At 67.4% G+C, this 16,325-nt stretch carries 17 protein-coding genes and 1 pseudogene; 13 read left to right on the top strand and 5 right to left on the bottom strand.

Annotation, left to right across the window (positions count from 1 at the left end):
• The first annotated feature begins 16 nt into the window (after positions 1-16).
• Positions 17-700, top strand: a complete 684-nt coding sequence (locus G3I71_RS36100; protein WP_164321562.1) for a TetR/AcrR family transcriptional regulator — start codon at positions 17-19, stop codon at positions 698-700.
• A 38-nt stretch (positions 701-738) separates the two neighbouring features.
• Here G3I71_RS36100 and G3I71_RS36095 read toward each other — a convergent pair whose 3' ends face one another.
• A complete protein-coding gene (locus G3I71_RS36095; protein ID WP_164321560.1) occupies positions 739-1,635 on the bottom strand; it encodes a short-chain dehydrogenase/reductase in 897 nt (298 codons plus the stop codon).
• Positions 1,636-1,742: 107 nt separating this feature from the next.
• On the opposite strand from G3I71_RS36095, the gene G3I71_RS36090 reads away from it, so the two are divergent.
• The 3 genes from G3I71_RS36090 to G3I71_RS36080 all read left to right on the top strand — a co-directional run bounded on the left by G3I71_RS36090 (position 1,743) and on the right by G3I71_RS36080 (position 3,942).
• Complete coding sequence (locus G3I71_RS36090) at positions 1,743-2,240, top strand: helix-turn-helix domain-containing protein (RefSeq protein WP_164321558.1); 498 nt, start codon at positions 1,743-1,745, stop codon at positions 2,238-2,240.
• Between the two features lie 107 nt (positions 2,241-2,347).
• Positions 2,348-2,881, top strand: a complete 534-nt coding sequence (locus G3I71_RS36085) for an SRPBCC family protein (protein ID WP_164321658.1) — start codon at positions 2,348-2,350, stop codon at positions 2,879-2,881.
• Positions 2,881-3,942, top strand: a complete 1,062-nt coding sequence (locus G3I71_RS36080; RefSeq protein ID WP_164321556.1) for an LLM class flavin-dependent oxidoreductase — start codon at positions 2,881-2,883, stop codon at positions 3,940-3,942. The genes G3I71_RS36085 and G3I71_RS36080 overlap by 1 nt, the downstream gene beginning before the upstream one ends.
• A 65-nt stretch (positions 3,943-4,007) precedes the next feature.
• Here G3I71_RS36080 and G3I71_RS36075 read toward each other — a convergent pair whose 3' ends face one another.
• Complete coding sequence (locus G3I71_RS36075; protein ID WP_164321554.1) at positions 4,008-4,637, bottom strand: TetR/AcrR family transcriptional regulator; 630 nt, start codon at positions 4,635-4,637, stop codon at positions 4,008-4,010.
• 55 nt (positions 4,638-4,692) lie between these two features.
• On the opposite strand from G3I71_RS36075, the gene G3I71_RS36070 reads away from it, so the two are divergent.
• Together G3I71_RS36070 and lpdA are read left to right on the top strand one after the other, a co-directional pair.
• Complete coding sequence (locus G3I71_RS36070; RefSeq protein WP_203732284.1) at positions 4,693-5,913, top strand: saccharopine dehydrogenase NADP-binding domain-containing protein; 1,221 nt, start codon at positions 4,693-4,695, stop codon at positions 5,911-5,913.
• Between the two features lie 184 nt (positions 5,914-6,097).
• A complete protein-coding gene (lpdA, locus tag G3I71_RS36065) occupies positions 6,098-7,510 on the top strand; it encodes a dihydrolipoyl dehydrogenase (RefSeq protein ID WP_164321552.1) in 1,413 nt (470 codons plus the stop codon).
• 316 nt (positions 7,511-7,826) lie between these two features.
• Here lpdA and G3I71_RS36060 read toward each other — a convergent pair whose 3' ends face one another.
• Positions 7,827-9,293, bottom strand: a complete 1,467-nt coding sequence (locus G3I71_RS36060) for an amidase (RefSeq protein ID WP_203732282.1) — start codon at positions 9,291-9,293, stop codon at positions 7,827-7,829.
• A 166-nt stretch (positions 9,294-9,459) separates the two neighbouring features.
• Here G3I71_RS36060 and G3I71_RS36055 point away from each other — a divergent pair, with 166 nt between their 5' ends.
• Positions 9,460-9,738: a hypothetical protein gene (locus tag G3I71_RS36055; RefSeq protein ID WP_164321550.1), complete on the top strand. Its 279-nt coding sequence runs from the start codon at positions 9,460-9,462 to the stop codon at positions 9,736-9,738.
• 11 nt (positions 9,739-9,749) lie between these two features.
• Here G3I71_RS36055 and G3I71_RS36050 read toward each other — a convergent pair whose 3' ends face one another.
• The gene (locus G3I71_RS36050; protein WP_164321548.1) at positions 9,750-10,577 is read right to left on the bottom strand and encodes an NAD(P)-dependent oxidoreductase; all 828 of its coding nucleotides are present in this window, start codon (positions 10,575-10,577) and stop codon (positions 9,750-9,752) included.
• A 63-nt stretch (positions 10,578-10,640) separates the two neighbouring features.
• Between G3I71_RS36050 and G3I71_RS36045 the strand changes: the two genes are divergently transcribed.
• The 6 genes and pseudogenes from G3I71_RS36045 (at position 10,641) to G3I71_RS36025 (ending at position 15,141) form a co-directional block, all read left to right on the top strand.
• Positions 10,641-11,867, top strand: coding sequence for an acyl-CoA dehydrogenase family protein (locus G3I71_RS36045; RefSeq protein ID WP_164321546.1), 1,227 nt, complete (start codon positions 10,641-10,643; stop codon positions 11,865-11,867).
• A 165-nt stretch (positions 11,868-12,032) separates the two neighbouring features.
• The gene (locus G3I71_RS36040; protein ID WP_164321545.1) at positions 12,033-12,497 is read left to right on the top strand and encodes a MarR family transcriptional regulator; all 465 of its coding nucleotides are present in this window, start codon (positions 12,033-12,035) and stop codon (positions 12,495-12,497) included.
• A 465-nt stretch (positions 12,498-12,962) separates the two neighbouring features.
• Positions 12,963-13,133, top strand: coding sequence for a hypothetical protein (locus G3I71_RS36035; RefSeq protein WP_164321543.1), 171 nt, complete (start codon positions 12,963-12,965; stop codon positions 13,131-13,133).
• A 12-nt stretch (positions 13,134-13,145) separates the two neighbouring features.
• Positions 13,146-13,376 (top strand): annotated as a pseudogene (locus G3I71_RS52995) (TniQ family protein); the annotation flags it as partial.
• A 150-nt stretch (positions 13,377-13,526) separates the two neighbouring features.
• Positions 13,527-14,408 (top strand): hypothetical protein, encoded by an 882-nt coding sequence (locus tag G3I71_RS36030; RefSeq protein WP_239149542.1) that lies wholly within the window; start codon positions 13,527-13,529, stop codon positions 14,406-14,408.
• The gene (locus tag G3I71_RS36025) at positions 14,401-15,141 is read left to right on the top strand and encodes a hypothetical protein (RefSeq protein WP_164321539.1); all 741 of its coding nucleotides are present in this window, start codon (positions 14,401-14,403) and stop codon (positions 15,139-15,141) included. Before G3I71_RS36030 ends, G3I71_RS36025 begins: the two co-directional genes overlap by 8 nt.
• An 85-nt stretch (positions 15,142-15,226) precedes the next feature.
• Here the strand turns inward: G3I71_RS36025 and G3I71_RS36020 are convergent, their stop codons facing one another.
• Positions 15,227-16,324, bottom strand: a complete 1,098-nt coding sequence (locus tag G3I71_RS36020; protein WP_164321537.1) for a TniQ family protein — start codon at positions 16,322-16,324, stop codon at positions 15,227-15,229.
• Between the last annotated feature and the right edge of the window lies 1 nt (position 16,325).

Here is a 16,325-nt window from a genome sequence, read left to right as displayed (position 1 = left end):
TGGAAGCAGGCGCGACATGGCAGGGCGGGCGAGGGTCGAAGACGCGCAGGAGCGACTTGTCCAGGCGGCCATCGGTCTGCTGGCCGAGCAGGGGCCGTCAGCCATCAAGGCGCGCACGGTGGCTTCCGCGAGCGGACTGTCGACCATGGTGGTCTACAGCCACTTCGGCGGGATCCCTGAGCTGATGCGCGCCGTTGCCGACCATGGGTTCAAGGAACTCGGTAGAGCTTTTGCCCAGGTGCCGGTGACTGAGGATCCGATCGCGGAGCTCTTCGCCATGGCCTTGACGTGTCGTCGAATGGCCCACGAGAACCCTCACCTGTACGACCTGATGTTCGGCCTGTCCACTCGCGCGACATACCGGCCGCTGTCGGACTCGGACCTTCGCCTGAGCGGGCATTCACCGGGATTTCGAGAAGCCCACGCCCATGTCGCCGCGGCGTGCGAACGGTTCGTGCGCTCCGGCAGGGGCCGGCAGCAGCGACCCGAGGCCGTAGCCGCTCAGCTGTGGAGCTTTGTACACGGCTACATCACCCTTGAACTGGCCGAGCACTTCGTCGAGTTCGACGACGCGGTGGCGCAGGTGCTTCTACCGATGGGTGTGAACTTCTCTGTCGGCCTGGGTGACAGGCGTGAACGTGCCGAGGCCTCGCACGAGGCCGGCGCGCGCTTGTACGACTCCATCGTCCAAGGCCTGTGAGAAGGGGGGCGGCCGGGTGCCGCCCCTTGCGCTCCACGCTAGGGCGACCTGGTCTCCACGGTGGGGGTGTTGGTGCCCGGCGTGAGTTGGTCATGCCTCCCCAATGCCTCGACCTCCCGTTCCAGGGACGGAACCGCGCGGGCCGCGAAACGCCGAGCCCAGGGCCAGGTCAGCGGCGAGTTCAGTGCCCCCTTGGCCCAGTTGGCCACGGCGACGGCGCGCGGGACGTACACGCGGCTGCGTCGGCGCACGAGCCCGTCGACGATCGCGGCGGCAGCCCGGTCGGCGCTGGTGGTGACATTGCCCGGATAGGGCAGCCGTCGGCGCAGCCCCTGGAACGAGGGGAGGTCTGCCTCGGCCCCCCGGACGAGGTCCGTGTCGATCCAGGAGGGGTGCACGAGGCCGACCGTGACCCCGAGGTGTGCCACCTCCTGGCGGTAGGTCAGGGCGAGCAACTCGACCGCGGCCTTGCTCGTGCCGTACGAGGCCATCGCGGCCAGCGGCATGAAGGAGAGCGCGGACGCCACGACCAGTACATGGCCCCGGCTGCGCTCCAGATGGGGCGTCGCGTACTTGAGGGTGCGGAACACGCCGTTCACATTGACGTCCAGGACCCGTTCGAACGACGCATCATCTGTCTGCCGCACCGTTCCGTATGCCACGACGCCGGCATTGGCGAGGACGAGGTCGACGCCGCCCATGACCTCCGCGGCCCCATCGATCGCTGACCGGAGGGCGGCACCGTCACGCACATCGGCCTCACGCCATGAGGCGGCGGGGCCCAGATCATCGGCGAGGTCGCGCAGTCGATCGGACTCCAGGCCGATCAGGGCCACACGAGCCCCTCGGGCGGCGGCCAGGCGGGCCACCTTCTCGCCGATCCCACGTGCCGCTCCGGTGACAACCAGCTTTCTGCCCAGCAAGTCACGTTTCATGGCGGCAACATAACTTCGTTATTTACGGAACACAAGGCATCGCGCGCAGGTTCCGTACTTGCTGTACCTGCTGGGTCTCATGACTGGACGAACCTATGCTGGCTGTCATGAGGCGGACATCCTTTGCTCAGTGGCCCTGCTCGATCGCGCGGACCATGGACCTGCTCGGGGACTGGTGGACGCCCTTGGTGCTGCGCGAGGCGTTCTACGGGATCCGGCGGTTCGACGCGTTCCAGGAGTCGTTGGGGATCGCACGCAACACGCTCACGGACCGGCTGCGCCGGCTGGTGGAGGAGGGGCTGCTGGAGAAGCGGCCGTACCAGGCGGAGCCGGTTCGCTACGACTACGTGCTCACCGAGAAGGGGCGCGACTTCTACGGCGTGCTGCTGGTGATGAATCGCTGGGGGGACCGTTGGCTGGCTGGTGAAGCGGGCCCGCCGGTCGCCATGCATCACGAGGTGTGCGGGGAGGACACCCATGCCGAGGTGGTGTGCGCCGCCTGTGGTGAGCCGATGACCGCGGACAACACCCGCACTCGGATGGGCCCTGGCTATCCGCCGCACCTGGCCGAGCGGCCGGATGTGAAGGAGCGATTCGCGGGCTGACTCAGTGGTTCCGCAGATCCGCACTCACCCTTGACAGGTAAGTCTATCTACGCAACTTTACAGGTCACAAGCTCACGTGGGTGTCATTAGCGAGAGGCTGCGGGATCATGGAGTGGACGGGCGCGCACTACGCGGACAAGCCGACGGTCGAGGTCCACACCTGGATCGCCGCCCCACCGACAGAGGTGTGGACGCTGGTGTCCGACATTGAGCTGATGCCGCGCCTGAGTCCCGAGCTGCAATCGGTCGAGTGGCTGGACGGCGGAGGCGGACCTGCCCTGGGGGCCCGGTTCATCGGCCGGAGCAGTCATGAGTCCTTGGGGGAGTGGGCCACCACGTCCCACATCGTCGAGTGTGAGCCGTCGAGGAGGCTCGCCTGGGCGGTGGAGGACCCGTTGAACCCGACAGCGATCTGGCGGTTCTCGTTGGAGCCGCAGGACGGCGGCACTCTGCTGCGGGAATGGATGCAGATGGGGCCCGCCCGCTCGGGTCTCTCCTTCGCCATCGACCGTATGCCGGAGAAGGAGCAGAAGATCGTCTTCGTGCGCATGCGGGAGTTCGAGGCCAACATGATCGCCACTGTCGAGGGGATCAAGAAGCTGGCTGAGGGCGCCGGGGCCTCTGGCGAGGCGACTCTCTGATGCGCACCTCTACCACGATCGAAGCCTCCGGCGCCGATTGGCAGGAGATCGTCGACTACGTCACCGAGGCGGAGAAGCTCGGTCTGGACATCTGCTGGGTTGCGGAGGCGTGGGGCTCCGAGGCGCCCTCGCCGCTGGGCTATCTCGCTGCGAGGACCGAGCGCATGCTGCTCGGATCGGGAATCATCCAGCTCGGCACCCGCACGCCGATGGCCATCGCCCGCGCCGCGATCACGCTGTCCCGGATTTCTGGCGGGCGCTTCCTTCTCGGACTGGGACCCTCCGGGCCGCAGGTGATCGAAGGACTGCACGGAGTGCCCTTCGACCGTCCGCTGTCACGGATGCGAGAGACCGTCGAGATCGTGCGGCGGGCCGCGTCGGGGGAGAAAGTCGCCTACTCCGGGCGGGAGTTCCAGATCCCCCTGCCGGGCGGGGAAGCCAAGCCCATGCGGCTGTCGATGCGCGCCGAGTACGACATCCCGGTCTACCTGGCGACCCTCTCCCCGAAGATGCTGCACCTGACCGGTGAGATCGCGGACGGCTGGCTGGGCACCAGTTTCGTACCCGAGGGCGCCAAGGAGGCGTACTTCGACCACCTGGACCAGGGCCTGGCTGCCGCTGGTCGCAGCCGCTCGGACCTGGACATCTGCCAGGGCGCCGAGGTCGCCTTCGCCGAAGACGAGGACGCGCTGTTCGCAATGGTCGCCGGGCGCAAGAAGGAGCTTGCCTTCAGCCTCGGCGGCATGGGCTCGGCGACCACGAACTTCTACAACAACGCCTACAGCCGCCAGGGTTGGGCCGATGTGGCGGCCGAGGTCCGGACACGTTGGCAGGCGGGGGACCGGGACGGCGCGACCGGCCTGGTCACCGACGAGATGGTGCTGGCGACCACGCTGATCGGAACCGAGGACATGGTGCGCGAGCGGCTGCGCGTGTGGCGCGACACCGGTGTCGACACCGTTCGCTTCTATCCCGCCGGCGAGACCCTCGCCGCCCGGCTCGCGACCTTGGGCCGGGCCATCGACCTGGTCCGCGACATCGAGGACGAGGCGGCACGGTAGCGACGGGTCATGCCGGTCAACGAGGGCCGCTCGGCGTCGGCGCCGTCGACGGGGTCCCGGTCAGGTCAACCGGGGGCGCTGATGTCGTCGGCGGCCAGGCCCGACATCAGCAGGGTGATCGCGCGGAACGTCCTGGCCAGGGCCTCTTCCCGATCCGCCGCGGCGGCGATGATCTGGTTGCCCTCGCACAGGCCTGCCAAGAGCAGCCGGGCGACGGTGGGGACGGGCACATCCGGTTGCAGGTCGCCGCGTTCGGCCAAAACGGTCAGGAGCCGTTCGATCGGCGGTTGGGCAACGGTTTCGTTGATGTGCCGGTACTGCTCGCCCAAGACCGCGGGTGCCTGAGCCATCAGCTCGCGGTGCAGGGGGTCGTCGATGGTCCGGCGCAGGAAGGCGTGCGTGAGGTTGGCCACCGCGGTCATGGCAGGCTCGTCCGGCGTGGTCCGGACCGCCTCGGACGTCGCGTCTCCCAGAGCCCCGACCTGCTGAATGAGCTCCGTGTACAGCTCGGCGAACATCGCCTTCTTGTCCGGGAAGTGGTGATAGAAGGTGCCCTTGCTCACCAGCGCCGCCCCGGTGATGGCCTCGACCGACGTGCCCGCGAAGCCATTGTCGACGAACAGTTTGCGCGAGGTCGCCACCAGGTCCGCCCGGGTCTGCTCCGCGTACATCTGGCGTCGGTTCGGCCCTCTCATGTGTGCCATCGTATAGTCAATGACCCGAAGTCAGTGAATGACTCACGGTCGGTCGATGGTCGTCATGACAATGCCCTCCGGGAAGGCAGGCGGAGCCGTGGAGAAGCGCAGGATCGTATTGCTGGGTGCGACGGGATACACCGGACAGCGAGTGCTCCGGGAACTGCTCGAACGAGGCGAGAAGCCGACCTTGGCCGGGCGCAGCCGAACCAGGATGCTGGCTCTGGCTGACACCTTCGAGGCAGAGCTTCCGGTGTTCGAGGTGGACGCCACGTCGGCGTCCGACTTCGCGCGCCTCCTGGAGCCCAGCGACGTGCTCCTCTCTACCGTCGGGCCGTTCACCCACGTCGGTATGGTCCCGGTCACGGCCGCCGCGCGGGCAGGGGCCCACTACTTCGACTCCGCGGGGGAGGGGCCCTTCGCTCGCCGTGTCCGCGATGAGCTGGACTCCGTGGCCGCCGCCCGGGGAGCGACCCTCGTGCCGTCGTTCGGCTATGACTACGTGCCGGGCAACCTCGCCGGCGCGCTGGCTCTGGACACGGCAGGCGAGCGGGCACGACATGTCGAGATCGGCTACTTCATCACCCGCTCGGGACACGGGGACGAACTGCTCTACCGCACCACTCTGCGCGACTCCTACACCCTGACCACGGCAGGTACGCGGCAGACACTCGTTGCCGCAGCGGCCGAGGACGGCTTCGCTTACCGTCCTGCACGTCGCGGGCAGCCTTCCCGGCTGATCGACGAACGTGCCGCCAAGAGGGTCCGCACATTTCGCTACGCCGGTGTGAAGCGTTCGGCCATGACCGTCCCGGGCACGGAGCATCTCGGACTCCCGGCGATTTTCCCCCAGTTGGAGAGTGTCGAGGTAGGTCTGGGCTGGCTCGGACGGTGGACCCGGCCGATACAGATCGCCGCCACCCTGCAGGCGCCATTGCTGCGGTCGGCGAAGGTGCGGGCCGCGTTGGCGCGATGGTCCGAGCGGCTCCCGGGATCCCGCCGTGAACCGGATCTCGACGGCCGTTCCCTGGTGATCGCTGTCGCCCGTGACGGACAGGGCCGGCCCCTGGCAACGACAACCCTCACCGGGCCGGATCCGTACGAGATGACGGGATCTCTTCTGGCATGGGGTGCGGTGCAGGCAGCGGCGCCGGATGCGGTCCTTGAACCTGGCGCGCACGGACCGGTCGCGGCCTTCGGGCTCGACACCCTCAGGCTCGGTGCAGCCGAGGCCGGAGTGCATGAAGTCGACGAGGTCTCGGCGCGCCGCCGCTGACCGCTGCCCGGGCATAGATCATGGCGCCGGGGCGCTGAGATGGACGTACAGGAGACTGCCTGCGCTTTCCCTGAGGCAGGCGGTGGCTGAAGCTGCCACTAATGAGTTGATGAACAGGTTGTTCGATCGGGAGCCGGCCGGTCCCTCGCGAGGAGCCGACCAACCCAACGGAAAGGAACCTTCCATGGACGAGCAGGGCGAGCGCTTCGATGTCGTCGTACTCGGCGCGGGCCCAGGCGGATACGTCGCTGCCATCAGGGCCGCCCAACTGGGCAAGCGCGTCGCGGTCGTCGAGGAGAAGTACTGGGGCGGCGTCTGCCTGAACGTGGGCTGCATCCCCACCAAGGCCCTGCTTCGCAACGCCGAGCTCGCGCACATCTTCACGCGCGAGGCGAAGACCTTCGGTATCAAGGTCGAGGGCGAGGTCTCCTTCGACTACGGCGAGGCCTTCCGTCGCAGCCGGAAGGTCGCGGACGGCCGGGTCAAGGGCGTCCACTACCTGATGAAGAAGAACAAGATCACGGAGATCAGCGGTCGCGGCACGTTCCTCGACCCGCACACGCTCCAGGTGGCCGGCTACGACGGCGACACCCGCACCATCGGCTTCGATCACTGCATCATCGCCGCCGGGGCGAGCCCCAAGCTGCTGCCCGGCACCCGTCGCACGTCGCGTGTGGTGACGTTCGAGGAGCAGATCCTCGCCGAGGACCTGCCGCAGTCGATCGTGATCGCGGGCGCCGGCGCGATCGGCATCGAGTTCGCCTACGTGCTGCACAACTACGGCGTGAAGGTCACCGTCGTCGAGTTCCTGGACCGGATCGCGCCGCTGGAGGACGCCGAGGTCTCCGCCGAACTGGCCAAGCAGTACCGGAAGTTGGGCATCGACGTCCTCACCTCGACCCGTGTCGAGTCGATCGACGAGTCCGGCGCGCAGGTGCGGGTCACGGTCACCGGCAAGGACGGCGCCCAGCAGGTCCTGGAGGCCGACAAGGTCCTGCAGGCGATCGGCTTCGCGCCGAACGTCACCGGCTACGGCCTGGAGAAGACCGGCGTGCGCGTCACCGAACGCGGCGCGATCGACGTCGACGGCCACTGCCGCACGTCCGTCCCGCACATCTACGCCATCGGCGACGTCACCGCGAAGCTGATGCTCGCGCACGCCGCCGAGGCGATGGGCGTGGTCGCCGCCGAGACGATCGCGGACGCGGAGACCATGGAGCTGGACTACGTGATGATCCCGCGGTCCACCTTCTGCCAGCCGCAGATCGCCAGCTTCGGCTACACCGAGGCGCAGGCGAGGGAGAAGGGCTTCGACGTCCAGGTGGCCAAGTTCCCGTTCACCGCGAACGCCAAGGCCCACGGCCTGGGGGATGCGACCGGCTTCGTGAAGCTGATCAGCGACGCGAAGTACGGCGAGCTCCTCGGCGCCCATCTCATCGGTCCCGACGTCACCGAACTGCTCCCCGAGCTGACCTTGGCCCAGCAGTGGGACCTCACGGTCCACGAGGTCGCCCGCAACGTCCACGCGCACCCGACCCTGGGCGAGGCGGTCAAGGAAGCCGTCCATGGCCTCGCGGGCCACATGATCAACATGTAGCAGGGTGCCGTCCCCTCGAAATGCGGTGTGGGGATGCATCGGGGGCTCTGCCGCGTTGCCGACCTGCGCGCGAGACAGTCAGACAGGGGAGATGGTGAGTTGGACCCGGTGCAACGGCGCGGGGGCGCAAGCGTGCTCGGATCGGTTTAGCGCTCTTGAGTCACCAAGGGTTGCCAATCCCTTGCCTGGCGCGTTCCAAGAGACCGGTTGCCCCCGGGGCGTTCAAGGCCGGAGACGCGGGGCCCCGTGTTGCCGGACGTGCAGCATCTTGCTTTGAGGCAGCGTGGGCGGATGGTCAGGGTTCAGCGGTCGGGGGTTAGACGAATGCCGGAGGCGGCACGAAGCCGTCCACTTCCCGGCCCAGCAGGGCGGCGAACTCGATGGTGGTGAGATCGCCCCCGCTGGGGCCCATGGCCTGGAGACCGATGGGCAGTCCGCTCCTGCCCTTGGTCACCGGGATGGTCGTCGCCGGCCCCCCGGAGACGTTGGCAATGGCGCTCCACTTGACCTGGTCCCAGTAAGGGCGTCGTACACCGTCGACTTCGAAGGGCCGTCCGAACCAGTCGATCAGTTTGTTGTGGTGGGCGGGGGCGGCCGTCGGGGTGACCGGCATGAGCACGATGTCGAAGTCCTGGAAGAATTCGAACCATCGCTGCCGGATTTCGTTGCGCACCATGTGGGCCTGCAGCCAGCGGTAGTGGGACTGGAAGGTTCCGAGCAGGGCGGGGCTGGCGTCACCGCGCGGGTGCTGGACCATCCGGGCCAGTGTCGCGGCGCTGGAGGCAGGCGCGAGGCTGGTGCGGTCGCCCGCGCCGAAGAGCAGAGGCAGGAAGGCCTTCCGGTGATTCGTCGCGATGTCGATGGGGAGGTTCGCGGGCTGGACGGTGACCTTCGCGCCGTTTGCCCGCAGCACTGTGACCGCGTCTTCCATGGCTGCCGTGATGTCGCTGTCGACCGGGCACGCGGGATCCTCACCCCAGACGGCGACTCGGAAGTCGGCGAGCTTCGTCGCGCGCGGCGGAGCGAGCGTGTAGCTGAAACCGCCGTCGTAGTCGGCTGCCCCGACCGTTGCCCGCAGGATCGGGACGAGGTCACGGGCGTCGCGGACCTGTGCGCCGCCGCAGGCCATGTCGGCGTCCGTCCATCGTCCCGTGCCCGGGCCGTAGGGCACATGCCCGATGAGGGGTATCGACCGCCAGGTCGACTTGTGCCCGTACAGGCCGTTGAAGTGGGACGGGATCCTGGTCGATCCGCCGATTTCCGAGCCGAAGTCGAACGTCGTGAGGCCTGCGGCGGTGGCGACGGCGCCGCCCCCGGCGGATCCGCCCGAGGTGCGGGTCGTGTCCCACGGGTTCGATGAAGGACCGAACACCGGGTTGTCGGCCTGGACGTCCTGGTTGCCCGGAGGCATGTTGCTCTTCCCTATGATCACGGCACCGGCCGAACGCAGCCGTTTGACCGCCTCGGCGTCCTGGTCGGGCACGTAGTCCTTGAGGTCTGTTCGCCCGCAGACGGTGCGCATCCCGGCTGTCTCGAAGCTGTCCTTGACCGTGATCGGCACACCGTGCAGACGACCGAGGTCTCGCCCGGCCGCCCGGGCGGCGTCGGCTTCCCCGGCCTCACGACGGGCACGCTCGGCGTCGAGGGTCACCACCGCGTTCAGCGCGGTGTTGTGGATGGTGATCCGCTCGAGATAGAGCTCGACGAGTTCCCGGCTCGAGATCTCACCGGCGGCCAGCGCGCGCGACTGCTCCACTGCGGGCTGGAAGGGGACGTCACTCACGGCATGCCTCATCTCTGACTCTGACATCGCCAATAAAATGTGAGTAATAATATTACATTCGACAGACAATAGATGTGGGGCGGGGCGCACGGCAATGGCCTTGCGGGATGAGCGGAGGATTCTGTGGCGCGGTACGTCGGCTGGCGCTCCAGAGGGGACGGTGTCGGTGGCTCCGGCACCAGTGCGGCGTCGGATGTGCTTCCGTCGCCTTGATCGAGGAGTCGGCCGCTGCCCGGGCGCGGTCAATCGGCTGGGCAGCGACGGCGCGCGGGCCATCGTGGACGAGATCGTCGGCCATCTGGCACCCGAGGATCCCGCGCCCGTACGTGGCAAGGTCCTCGGACTCTTCGCGATGATGGCGGGGTCGCTGCAACTGTCCCGCGCCGCCTTCGGCTCGAAGCTCGCCGACGAGGTCCTTGACAACGCCCTCGCGTTCATGTGCTGAGCGGTGCGGGATCAGGCCGGATCGACGAATATGTCGAGCGCGAGATCACCCTCAAAGCCGGCAGGGCTGTAGGCGGACAGGTCGGTGACGCCCTCGTCCGAGAGGACCTCGTCGTCGATGAACAGGTTGGCGGTGCACTTCCGCGCGTCACGCGTGACGATGGCGTACGCGGCGTCAGCCATGATCCGCGGACTACGGGCTTGTCCGGCGCCGCCGACCACGTTGCGCACGGCGGCTGTGTTGATCAGGGTTCGCGGCCACAGCGAGTTGGCGGCGATGCCGTCGGCGGCGAGCTCCTCGGCGAGCCCGATGGTGCACAGACTCATGCCGTACTTCGACAGCGTGTATCCGAGATGCTTCCCCACCCAGTGCGGCGCGAGGTTCAACGGCGGGGAGAGCGTGAGGATGTGTGGGTTGCCCGCCTTGCGCAGATGTGGGATCGCTGCCTTGCTCAGCAGGAACGTGCCACGCGTGTTGATGTCCTGCATCAGGTCGTACCGCTTCATCTCCAGCTGCTCCGACGACGACAGGTCGATCGCGCTGGCGTTGTTGACCACGATGTCGATGCCACCGAAGGCGCTGACCGCCGCGTCGACGGCGGTGCGCACATCGTCCTCGTCGCGGACGTCGCCGACTACGGCCAGCCCCTTGCCGCCCGCGCGCTCAACCTCGTCGACGGCGGTGTGGACCGTGCCTTCGAGCTTTGGATGCGGCACGGCGGTCTTGGCGAGCATCACCACGTTCGCCCCGTCGCGGGCCGCGCGCAGGGCGATGGCGAGTCCGATGCCGCGGCTGCCTCCCGACATCAGGACGGTCTTGTCGGCCAGTGTCTGTGTCATGTCTGAACCTCCAGAATAGATTGCCAGACTAATGATACGTGATGCTAATGGTATCTTCCGCGTATGACTTCGACTCCCACACGCCAGATCGACCGGCTCTACCACGAGCTCCTGGCCCCCAAAGAGACACAGTCCGTTCGCGCTGCCGTGCGCCGGATCGCAGAACGCGAAGTGGCTCCGCACGCCGTGGCGATCGCCGGTGGTGACGAGCGCACGGACGGCTTCCCCCGGCATGTGTTTGACGGGCTTGCGTCGGCGGGGGTCTTCCGGATCCCCTTCCCCGGCGAGGTCGGCGGCGACGGTCTGACCCACCCGGCGACCGCCACCGCCGCGGCCATCGAGGAACTGGCCTACTACTCGAGCAGCGTCGCGGCCGTCTTCGATGTGCACTGCATCCTGGCGGGCAACGCCCTGCGGCAGGGCACCGAGGAGCAGCAGCAGCGATGGCTGCGAAAGGTCGTGGAGGGCTCAGTGGTCGGCGCGTTCGCCACCACCGAGCCGGACGCCTCAAGTGACCTGTCCCCGCAGGCGGTTCAGACCGAGGCGATACGCACCGAGGCCGGCTGGGTGCTGAACGGCCACAAGCGGTGGATCTCCAACTCGCCCGTCGCCGGGTTCGTGGTGGTTCTCGCCCGCACCGGCACCCGGCTGAGCATGTTCATCGTCGACACGGCACTTCCCGGAGTGGAAGTCGGCCTTCCCGACCGCAAGATGGGCAACCGCGGCCAACTCACCGCGGACATCCGCTTCACGGATGTGCACCTGACCGACGACGACCTCCTCGGTGGCGCCGAGGGACACGGACTGCGCCATGCGCTGTCCACTCTGACCTACGGCCGGATCGGCATCGCGGCTGCCGGGGTCGGCATGGCGCAGGCCGCCTTCGACCACGCTGTGGCCCACCTGTCGACGCGACACGCCTTCGGCAAGCCGGTGGCCGCCAACCAGCACTGGCAGTTCCTGCTCGCCGAACGGGCCACCGAGATCGAGAACGCCCGTACCCTCTACACCAAGGCCGCCCTGCGCCTGGACGCCGGTGACCCGTCCCCGGAACCCGAGGCCGCGATGGCGAAGTACTACGGCACCAAGCTGTCCGTGGACATGGCACGCGACGCCGTCCAGGCCTTCGGAGGCCTCGGCTTCGCGCGCGAACTGGGCGCCGACGGCAGCCCCGGCCCCGTCGAGGCGATCTACCGGGACAGCAAAATCGGTGAGATCTACGAGGGGACCAATGAGATCCAGAAGTGGGTCATAGCTCGGCAGATCTTCGGTCGGGCCATCGTCGGCTGATCGCCCAGGACGCGCCGGTGCAGTAAGCCGACGGACAGTGGGGCATCCCGTCGGCCTGCAGCGGTCCCGCCGCCTCGGGCTTCCTCGTACGATGGACAGGACCATACGTATGACTAACCATGGGCGGGATAAACGATGTCCGAGGCTCCGCTGGTACCAGGGACAGTGGCCGAACACACCATCTGCCTGCTGGTCAAGCTCGGGCAGGTGGCGTTCAGGATCGCTGAGGACGGTATCGGCGGGACCGGCCTGCGCGTGCGGCACTACAGCGTCTTGCAAGCTCTTGCGGACAACGGCGCCATGCCGCAACTGGCACTTGGTTCATTCCTGCGCATCGACCCGGCGACGATGGTGACGAGTCTCGACGACCTGGAGCGCACCGGATACGCCGAGCGGACACGAGATCCACAGGATCGTCGCCGCTACGCCGTGGACATCACCGCCGAAGGCCGCAAGGTTCTTGCCGACCTCAACCGCACACTCGTCGATCTCGACGGCGAAATCCTCGCAGACCTGGGCACCACGGAACGAGACTCGCTTCACGCCCTGCTGGGCAGCCTCGCGGGAAGTCCCACTCTGACCTCCCTGTTCGACGCCGCCCGGGAGCAGAATGGAGCGAGACGGGCTTAGCGGCTTGGGGGGATCGCACCTCACGCCATGACCCAGCCGCCGCAGCTCGGTGTGAACGCGCGGGACACCGTAGGCGCCCCGCGAGGCGAGATGGACCACGGTGATCTCGTGAACGAGAGCCTCATCGGCCCGCAGGCGCGCGCCCCGGGCGTCCTGCCCCTGGGCCCAGGCGTAATAGGTGGGGCGGGGCACGCCGAGGATGCGGCACAGCAACGTGACCGGATAGGTGGCCTTCTCCGCCGCGATGAACCGGTAGAGCTCACTCACCGGTCGCTCTCCCGCGCGAAGAAGGCCGTCGCTTTTTCGGGACCTGCCGGCAGAACCTCGAACAGCAGAAGACCATTGCCATGGGCGACTCGCCTCAAACGGTTGGAGTCCCCGCTTTTCCGGAGTGGCTGTGCACGCTGGGGGAAACGCGGGAAGGAGATCATGAACGTTCGAAGCCCCTTGCGCAGGCTTGCACTGGTGCCCGAGCCATACTCCGGTGAGTCGCTGCTGAGCTGGGTGGACGCGCTCGCGCGCCTCAACCAGGTTTCCCGGCCCATGGCACTGCGGATGACGGGCATGGCCAATGGCCCTTCGGTGTCGGACGCTTTCGGCTACCACGTCAGCGACGCCGTTGTCCGGTCGGTTTAGCTTACCACTGGGCTGACGGAGGAGCAGGTGCGGGGCATGACGCTTGCTCGCTACGCAGGAGGGGTCCTGGATCCGCTGCCGCCACCTGACGCGGAAGGGCAGGACGCACTGGCTGGCTGGAGATATTGGCAGCGGATGGTGCTGCGCCAGCGTTCCAACGCGTGTCCGGTATGCCTGAGGGAGAACGGCGCCCGATGGCTCCTGAAATGGCGGCTGGCTTGGTCCTTCGCATGCGTGGAGCATCGGTGTTACCTGATCTCGGAGTGCCGGGGATGTGATGCCGGACTTCATCCCCCGCGGCCTGGGACTCCGAAGTCCTGGATCTGTCCCGGCCCCGCTCCGGGTTGGGGACGCTACAAGCCGAGTAGGCCGTGCGGTCGTGACATCCGCCGAATGTCTGCCAAGCCGGTCCATGACCTCCGGCTTCTCGACTGCCAGCAGCGGATCGACCGCCTTCTGGAGGGTTCGGAAGACCTTCCGCAGGAACAAGTTCACGAGCTTTTCGGAGCGTTGTACCGCTCGATGCAGGATGCCTGGGCTGCGGTGCTGCCGGTGAGCCTGCCACGCACCGACGAGGTGGTCCACCAGGCATGGGACACCTACCTCGCTGGCGGCCTCCGTGGGCAGTACTGGTCACTGGTCGTGGCTGCCACCGTGAAGATTGCGACCGAGGCCGGGGTCGGCTCGGCAGACGGTGGAGAGACTGGGGTAACGGAGCAGTTGAAGGCGCGGTCGAACTGGGGTCCACCCCGGCCGCAACTTCTGTTGGCTCATATCGAGTTCCAGCTGCTTGCGAATCGCTTCGGCGGCCACTGTGGCCACGATGGCTGCGAGGCCTGGGTTCCGGCGGGGCACGGTGCGGTGTTGAACGACGCATCCGGCATGGGCACCCACTGTCTGCGGCACGCGGATCAGGCCACCGTCCGGGCACATTCTCAGGAACGTTCCGGGCCGATCACGTGCACCGATCCGCGGATTCGATTTCTCGATGCGCGGCTCCGCGAAGAAGAACAGCAAATCGAAGCGGCAGGTGATGAACTGCGATGGCGGCGGATTGAGGCTCAGCGGCTGATCATGGACGCCTGTGCGGACACCGATCTGCGAACCAATGAGGGGAAGGCTCTGAGGTATGCCTTACGGTGCCTGCTGCTGCCCTACGCCAGTCACCTGGACTTTCGCATGACATGGCTGCCACGGCGGGATGGAAACCCCGCGCCTCCCATAGCGGAGAACACGATCGGCGGAACAAGCGGAGACCTGGTATCCCGTGATTGAGCAAGAGCACGACCGGCGGCTTGGCGTCGTTCCGACTCCGTTCGCCGGGGAGTCGTTCCTCAGTTGGGTCGACACGGTTGCGGTGACCATGAGGCTGCCGCGTGTGGCCGCACTGCGGGAACTGGGGCTGCCGGGGCCAGCGACGTTTTGCCTCCAGGCCTCCGGTGGCCGGTGGTTGCTCAGCTGGCGGTTGAAATGGACCTTTCTGTGCGCGGATCACCTGGTGTACTTGGCGGACCGCTGCCCGCGCTGCCGTTTGTGGCTCTACTGGCGCCATGACGCGACCGGTCCCAGCCAACGCGAGCACTGCACTCGGCCGTTGGAGCCCCGCCAAGGCCGTGGCCCGCGCCGCTCGGATGCCAAAGTGTGCGGGTTCCAGGTGCGGGAGATCCCGGCAATTCCCGTAGAGGACGAGGAGGCTGTCCACGTCCAACGACGTGTCACCGCTCTCCTCGCACCCGCGGACGGCTCACACAATGAGATGTCGCGCCGCCTGCTGCAACACATGTCGGGGATCGTCAAGGAAGCTGCAAGACGGAAGACGATGGCCGGCATGCTCGACCGTATGGAGAGCAGCGTCGTGCGCGCCGTGTACGAGAGCCAGCGGCAGGCTCCCCATCTGCCGCTGGCGTGGACACTGGAAAACGGGTCGCCTGCCGCGGTCTCCGCCATCGTACGCATCGCTGCCCGCACCGCTTTTTCGGAGAGACCGGGCGCCGGGCCCCCTGGTTGACTCAGCGCTCGGGGAGCGTGGACACGGCTGGCCTGCGACTCATCACGGCCCTGTTCGGATGCGGGAAGAAGTCGGCATACGAACCTCATCTGCCCGGCGCGATGGCGTGATCGACGTGCGCGGAGCACAGGGCGTACGGTCCGTCCTTCGCGTACACCACGGCTCCTTGTCCGGGCAGGGCCCAGGACGGGCACGCGATGGCGCGGCATGATCCACCGAAGCGGTTGACCGGCGGTGCGTCGGTGTTCGGCTGGGGAAAGCCGTCGGTCGACCAGGAGGCCGTGTCCGCCTGCGCAACGGCGTCTTGGGAGGTGCCCAGGCCACCCACCGTCGCGATCTTGATGAGGGCCGCCGTCAGTAGTGGATCGTCTGCGTACGACAAGACACCACCGTGGCCGTGCCACCGGCGATGGAGCACGACGTCGGTGTCCGGCAGCGACGGAGCTTCGTCATAGTTGATGCAGATGTTCTCCAGTGCCACGTGCAGGGTCCGCAGGATGTCCTGGGCGCCCTGGCAGTGCGGGTGGTCGACGAGGTCGTCGAGACGGCGCTGGCACTCAAGGAGATGCGTGTCGAGCAGCTTGGGAGGACGCATGTGCCAGATGGAACGAGGGCAGGCATCTCCTGGACGGTTCCAGTCGTACTGGCCGCACACGACGGCGCTTCCCGGACCAGGCAGTACCTGGTGCAGGCCTTTGCCGCAGCCACGGCAGGCACTGAGCAGGAATACGCGGTGACGTACACAGGCGAAGGACCAGATCAGGCGCCAACGCAGCAGCCAGCGGCCCCCGTTCTCCCTCAGACAGGCCGGGCATGCGCGTGAACTGATTGGGTGCGCGAGCTGCAGGCGGTTCAGCCATGCAGCGATAGTCCGCCGGTGCGTAGCAGAGGGCGGCGAGGGCAGCACGCCATCGGCGTAATGCATGAGCGTCATCCGGCGTAGCTGCTCGGCGGACAGTCCGGTGGTGACCTGGACACGGGCCATCGCCTCCGTCGGCAGATGGGCAACGAAGCGCACACTGGGCCGATATCCGGAGCTGCCGGGACGGACGAAGGCCGCGAAACGTATGGCCTGCAGACGGCTGATCCGGTTCAGACCGGCGAATGCGTCGACCCAGCTGAGCAGGGATTCGCCGGGGTACGGCTCCGGCACCAGAGCAAGGCGACGCAGCGACGTGGACATG

Origin of the sequence: Streptomyces sp. SID12501 (genome assembly GCF_010550245.1) — a bacterium.
In the GTDB taxonomy this organism is placed as follows: Bacteria; Actinomycetota; Actinomycetes; order Streptomycetales; family Streptomycetaceae; genus Streptomyces.
Note: the sequence above shows the minus strand (reverse complement) of the source record. Positions and strands in the feature narration are given on the sequence as shown.

What these genes read in the sequence shown, in the direction of transcription:
- G3I71_RS36100 (WP_164321562.1), top strand. Translation starts at nt 17, where the DNA reads ATGGCAGGGCGGGCGAGGGTCGAAGACGCGCAGGAGCGACTTGTCCAG.
- G3I71_RS36095 (WP_164321560.1), bottom strand. Translation starts at nt 1,635, where the DNA reads ATGAAACGTGACTTGCTGGGCAGAAAGCTGGTTGTCACCGGAGCGGCA.
- G3I71_RS36090 (WP_164321558.1), top strand. Translation starts at nt 1,743, where the DNA reads ATGAGGCGGACATCCTTTGCTCAGTGGCCCTGCTCGATCGCGCGGACC.
- G3I71_RS36085 (WP_164321658.1), top strand. Translation starts at nt 2,348, where the DNA reads ATGGAGTGGACGGGCGCGCACTACGCGGACAAGCCGACGGTCGAGGTC.
- G3I71_RS36080 (WP_164321556.1), top strand. Translation starts at nt 2,881, where the DNA reads ATGCGCACCTCTACCACGATCGAAGCCTCCGGCGCCGATTGGCAGGAG.
- G3I71_RS36075 (WP_164321554.1), bottom strand. Translation starts at nt 4,637, where the DNA reads ATGAGAGGGCCGAACCGACGCCAGATGTACGCGGAGCAGACCCGGGCG.
- G3I71_RS36070 (WP_203732284.1), top strand. Translation starts at nt 4,693, where the DNA reads ATGGTCGTCATGACAATGCCCTCCGGGAAGGCAGGCGGAGCCGTGGAG.
- lpdA (WP_164321552.1), top strand. Translation starts at nt 6,098, where the DNA reads ATGGACGAGCAGGGCGAGCGCTTCGATGTCGTCGTACTCGGCGCGGGC.
- G3I71_RS36050 (WP_164321548.1), bottom strand. Translation starts at nt 10,577, where the DNA reads ATGACACAGACACTGGCCGACAAGACCGTCCTGATGTCGGGAGGCAGC.
- G3I71_RS36045 (WP_164321546.1), top strand. Translation starts at nt 10,641, where the DNA reads ATGACTTCGACTCCCACACGCCAGATCGACCGGCTCTACCACGAGCTC.
- G3I71_RS36030 (WP_239149542.1), top strand. Translation starts at nt 13,527, where the DNA reads ATGTCTGCCAAGCCGGTCCATGACCTCCGGCTTCTCGACTGCCAGCAG.
- G3I71_RS36020 (WP_164321537.1), bottom strand. Translation starts at nt 16,324, where the DNA reads ATGTCCACGTCGCTGCGTCGCCTTGCTCTGGTGCCGGAGCCGTACCCC.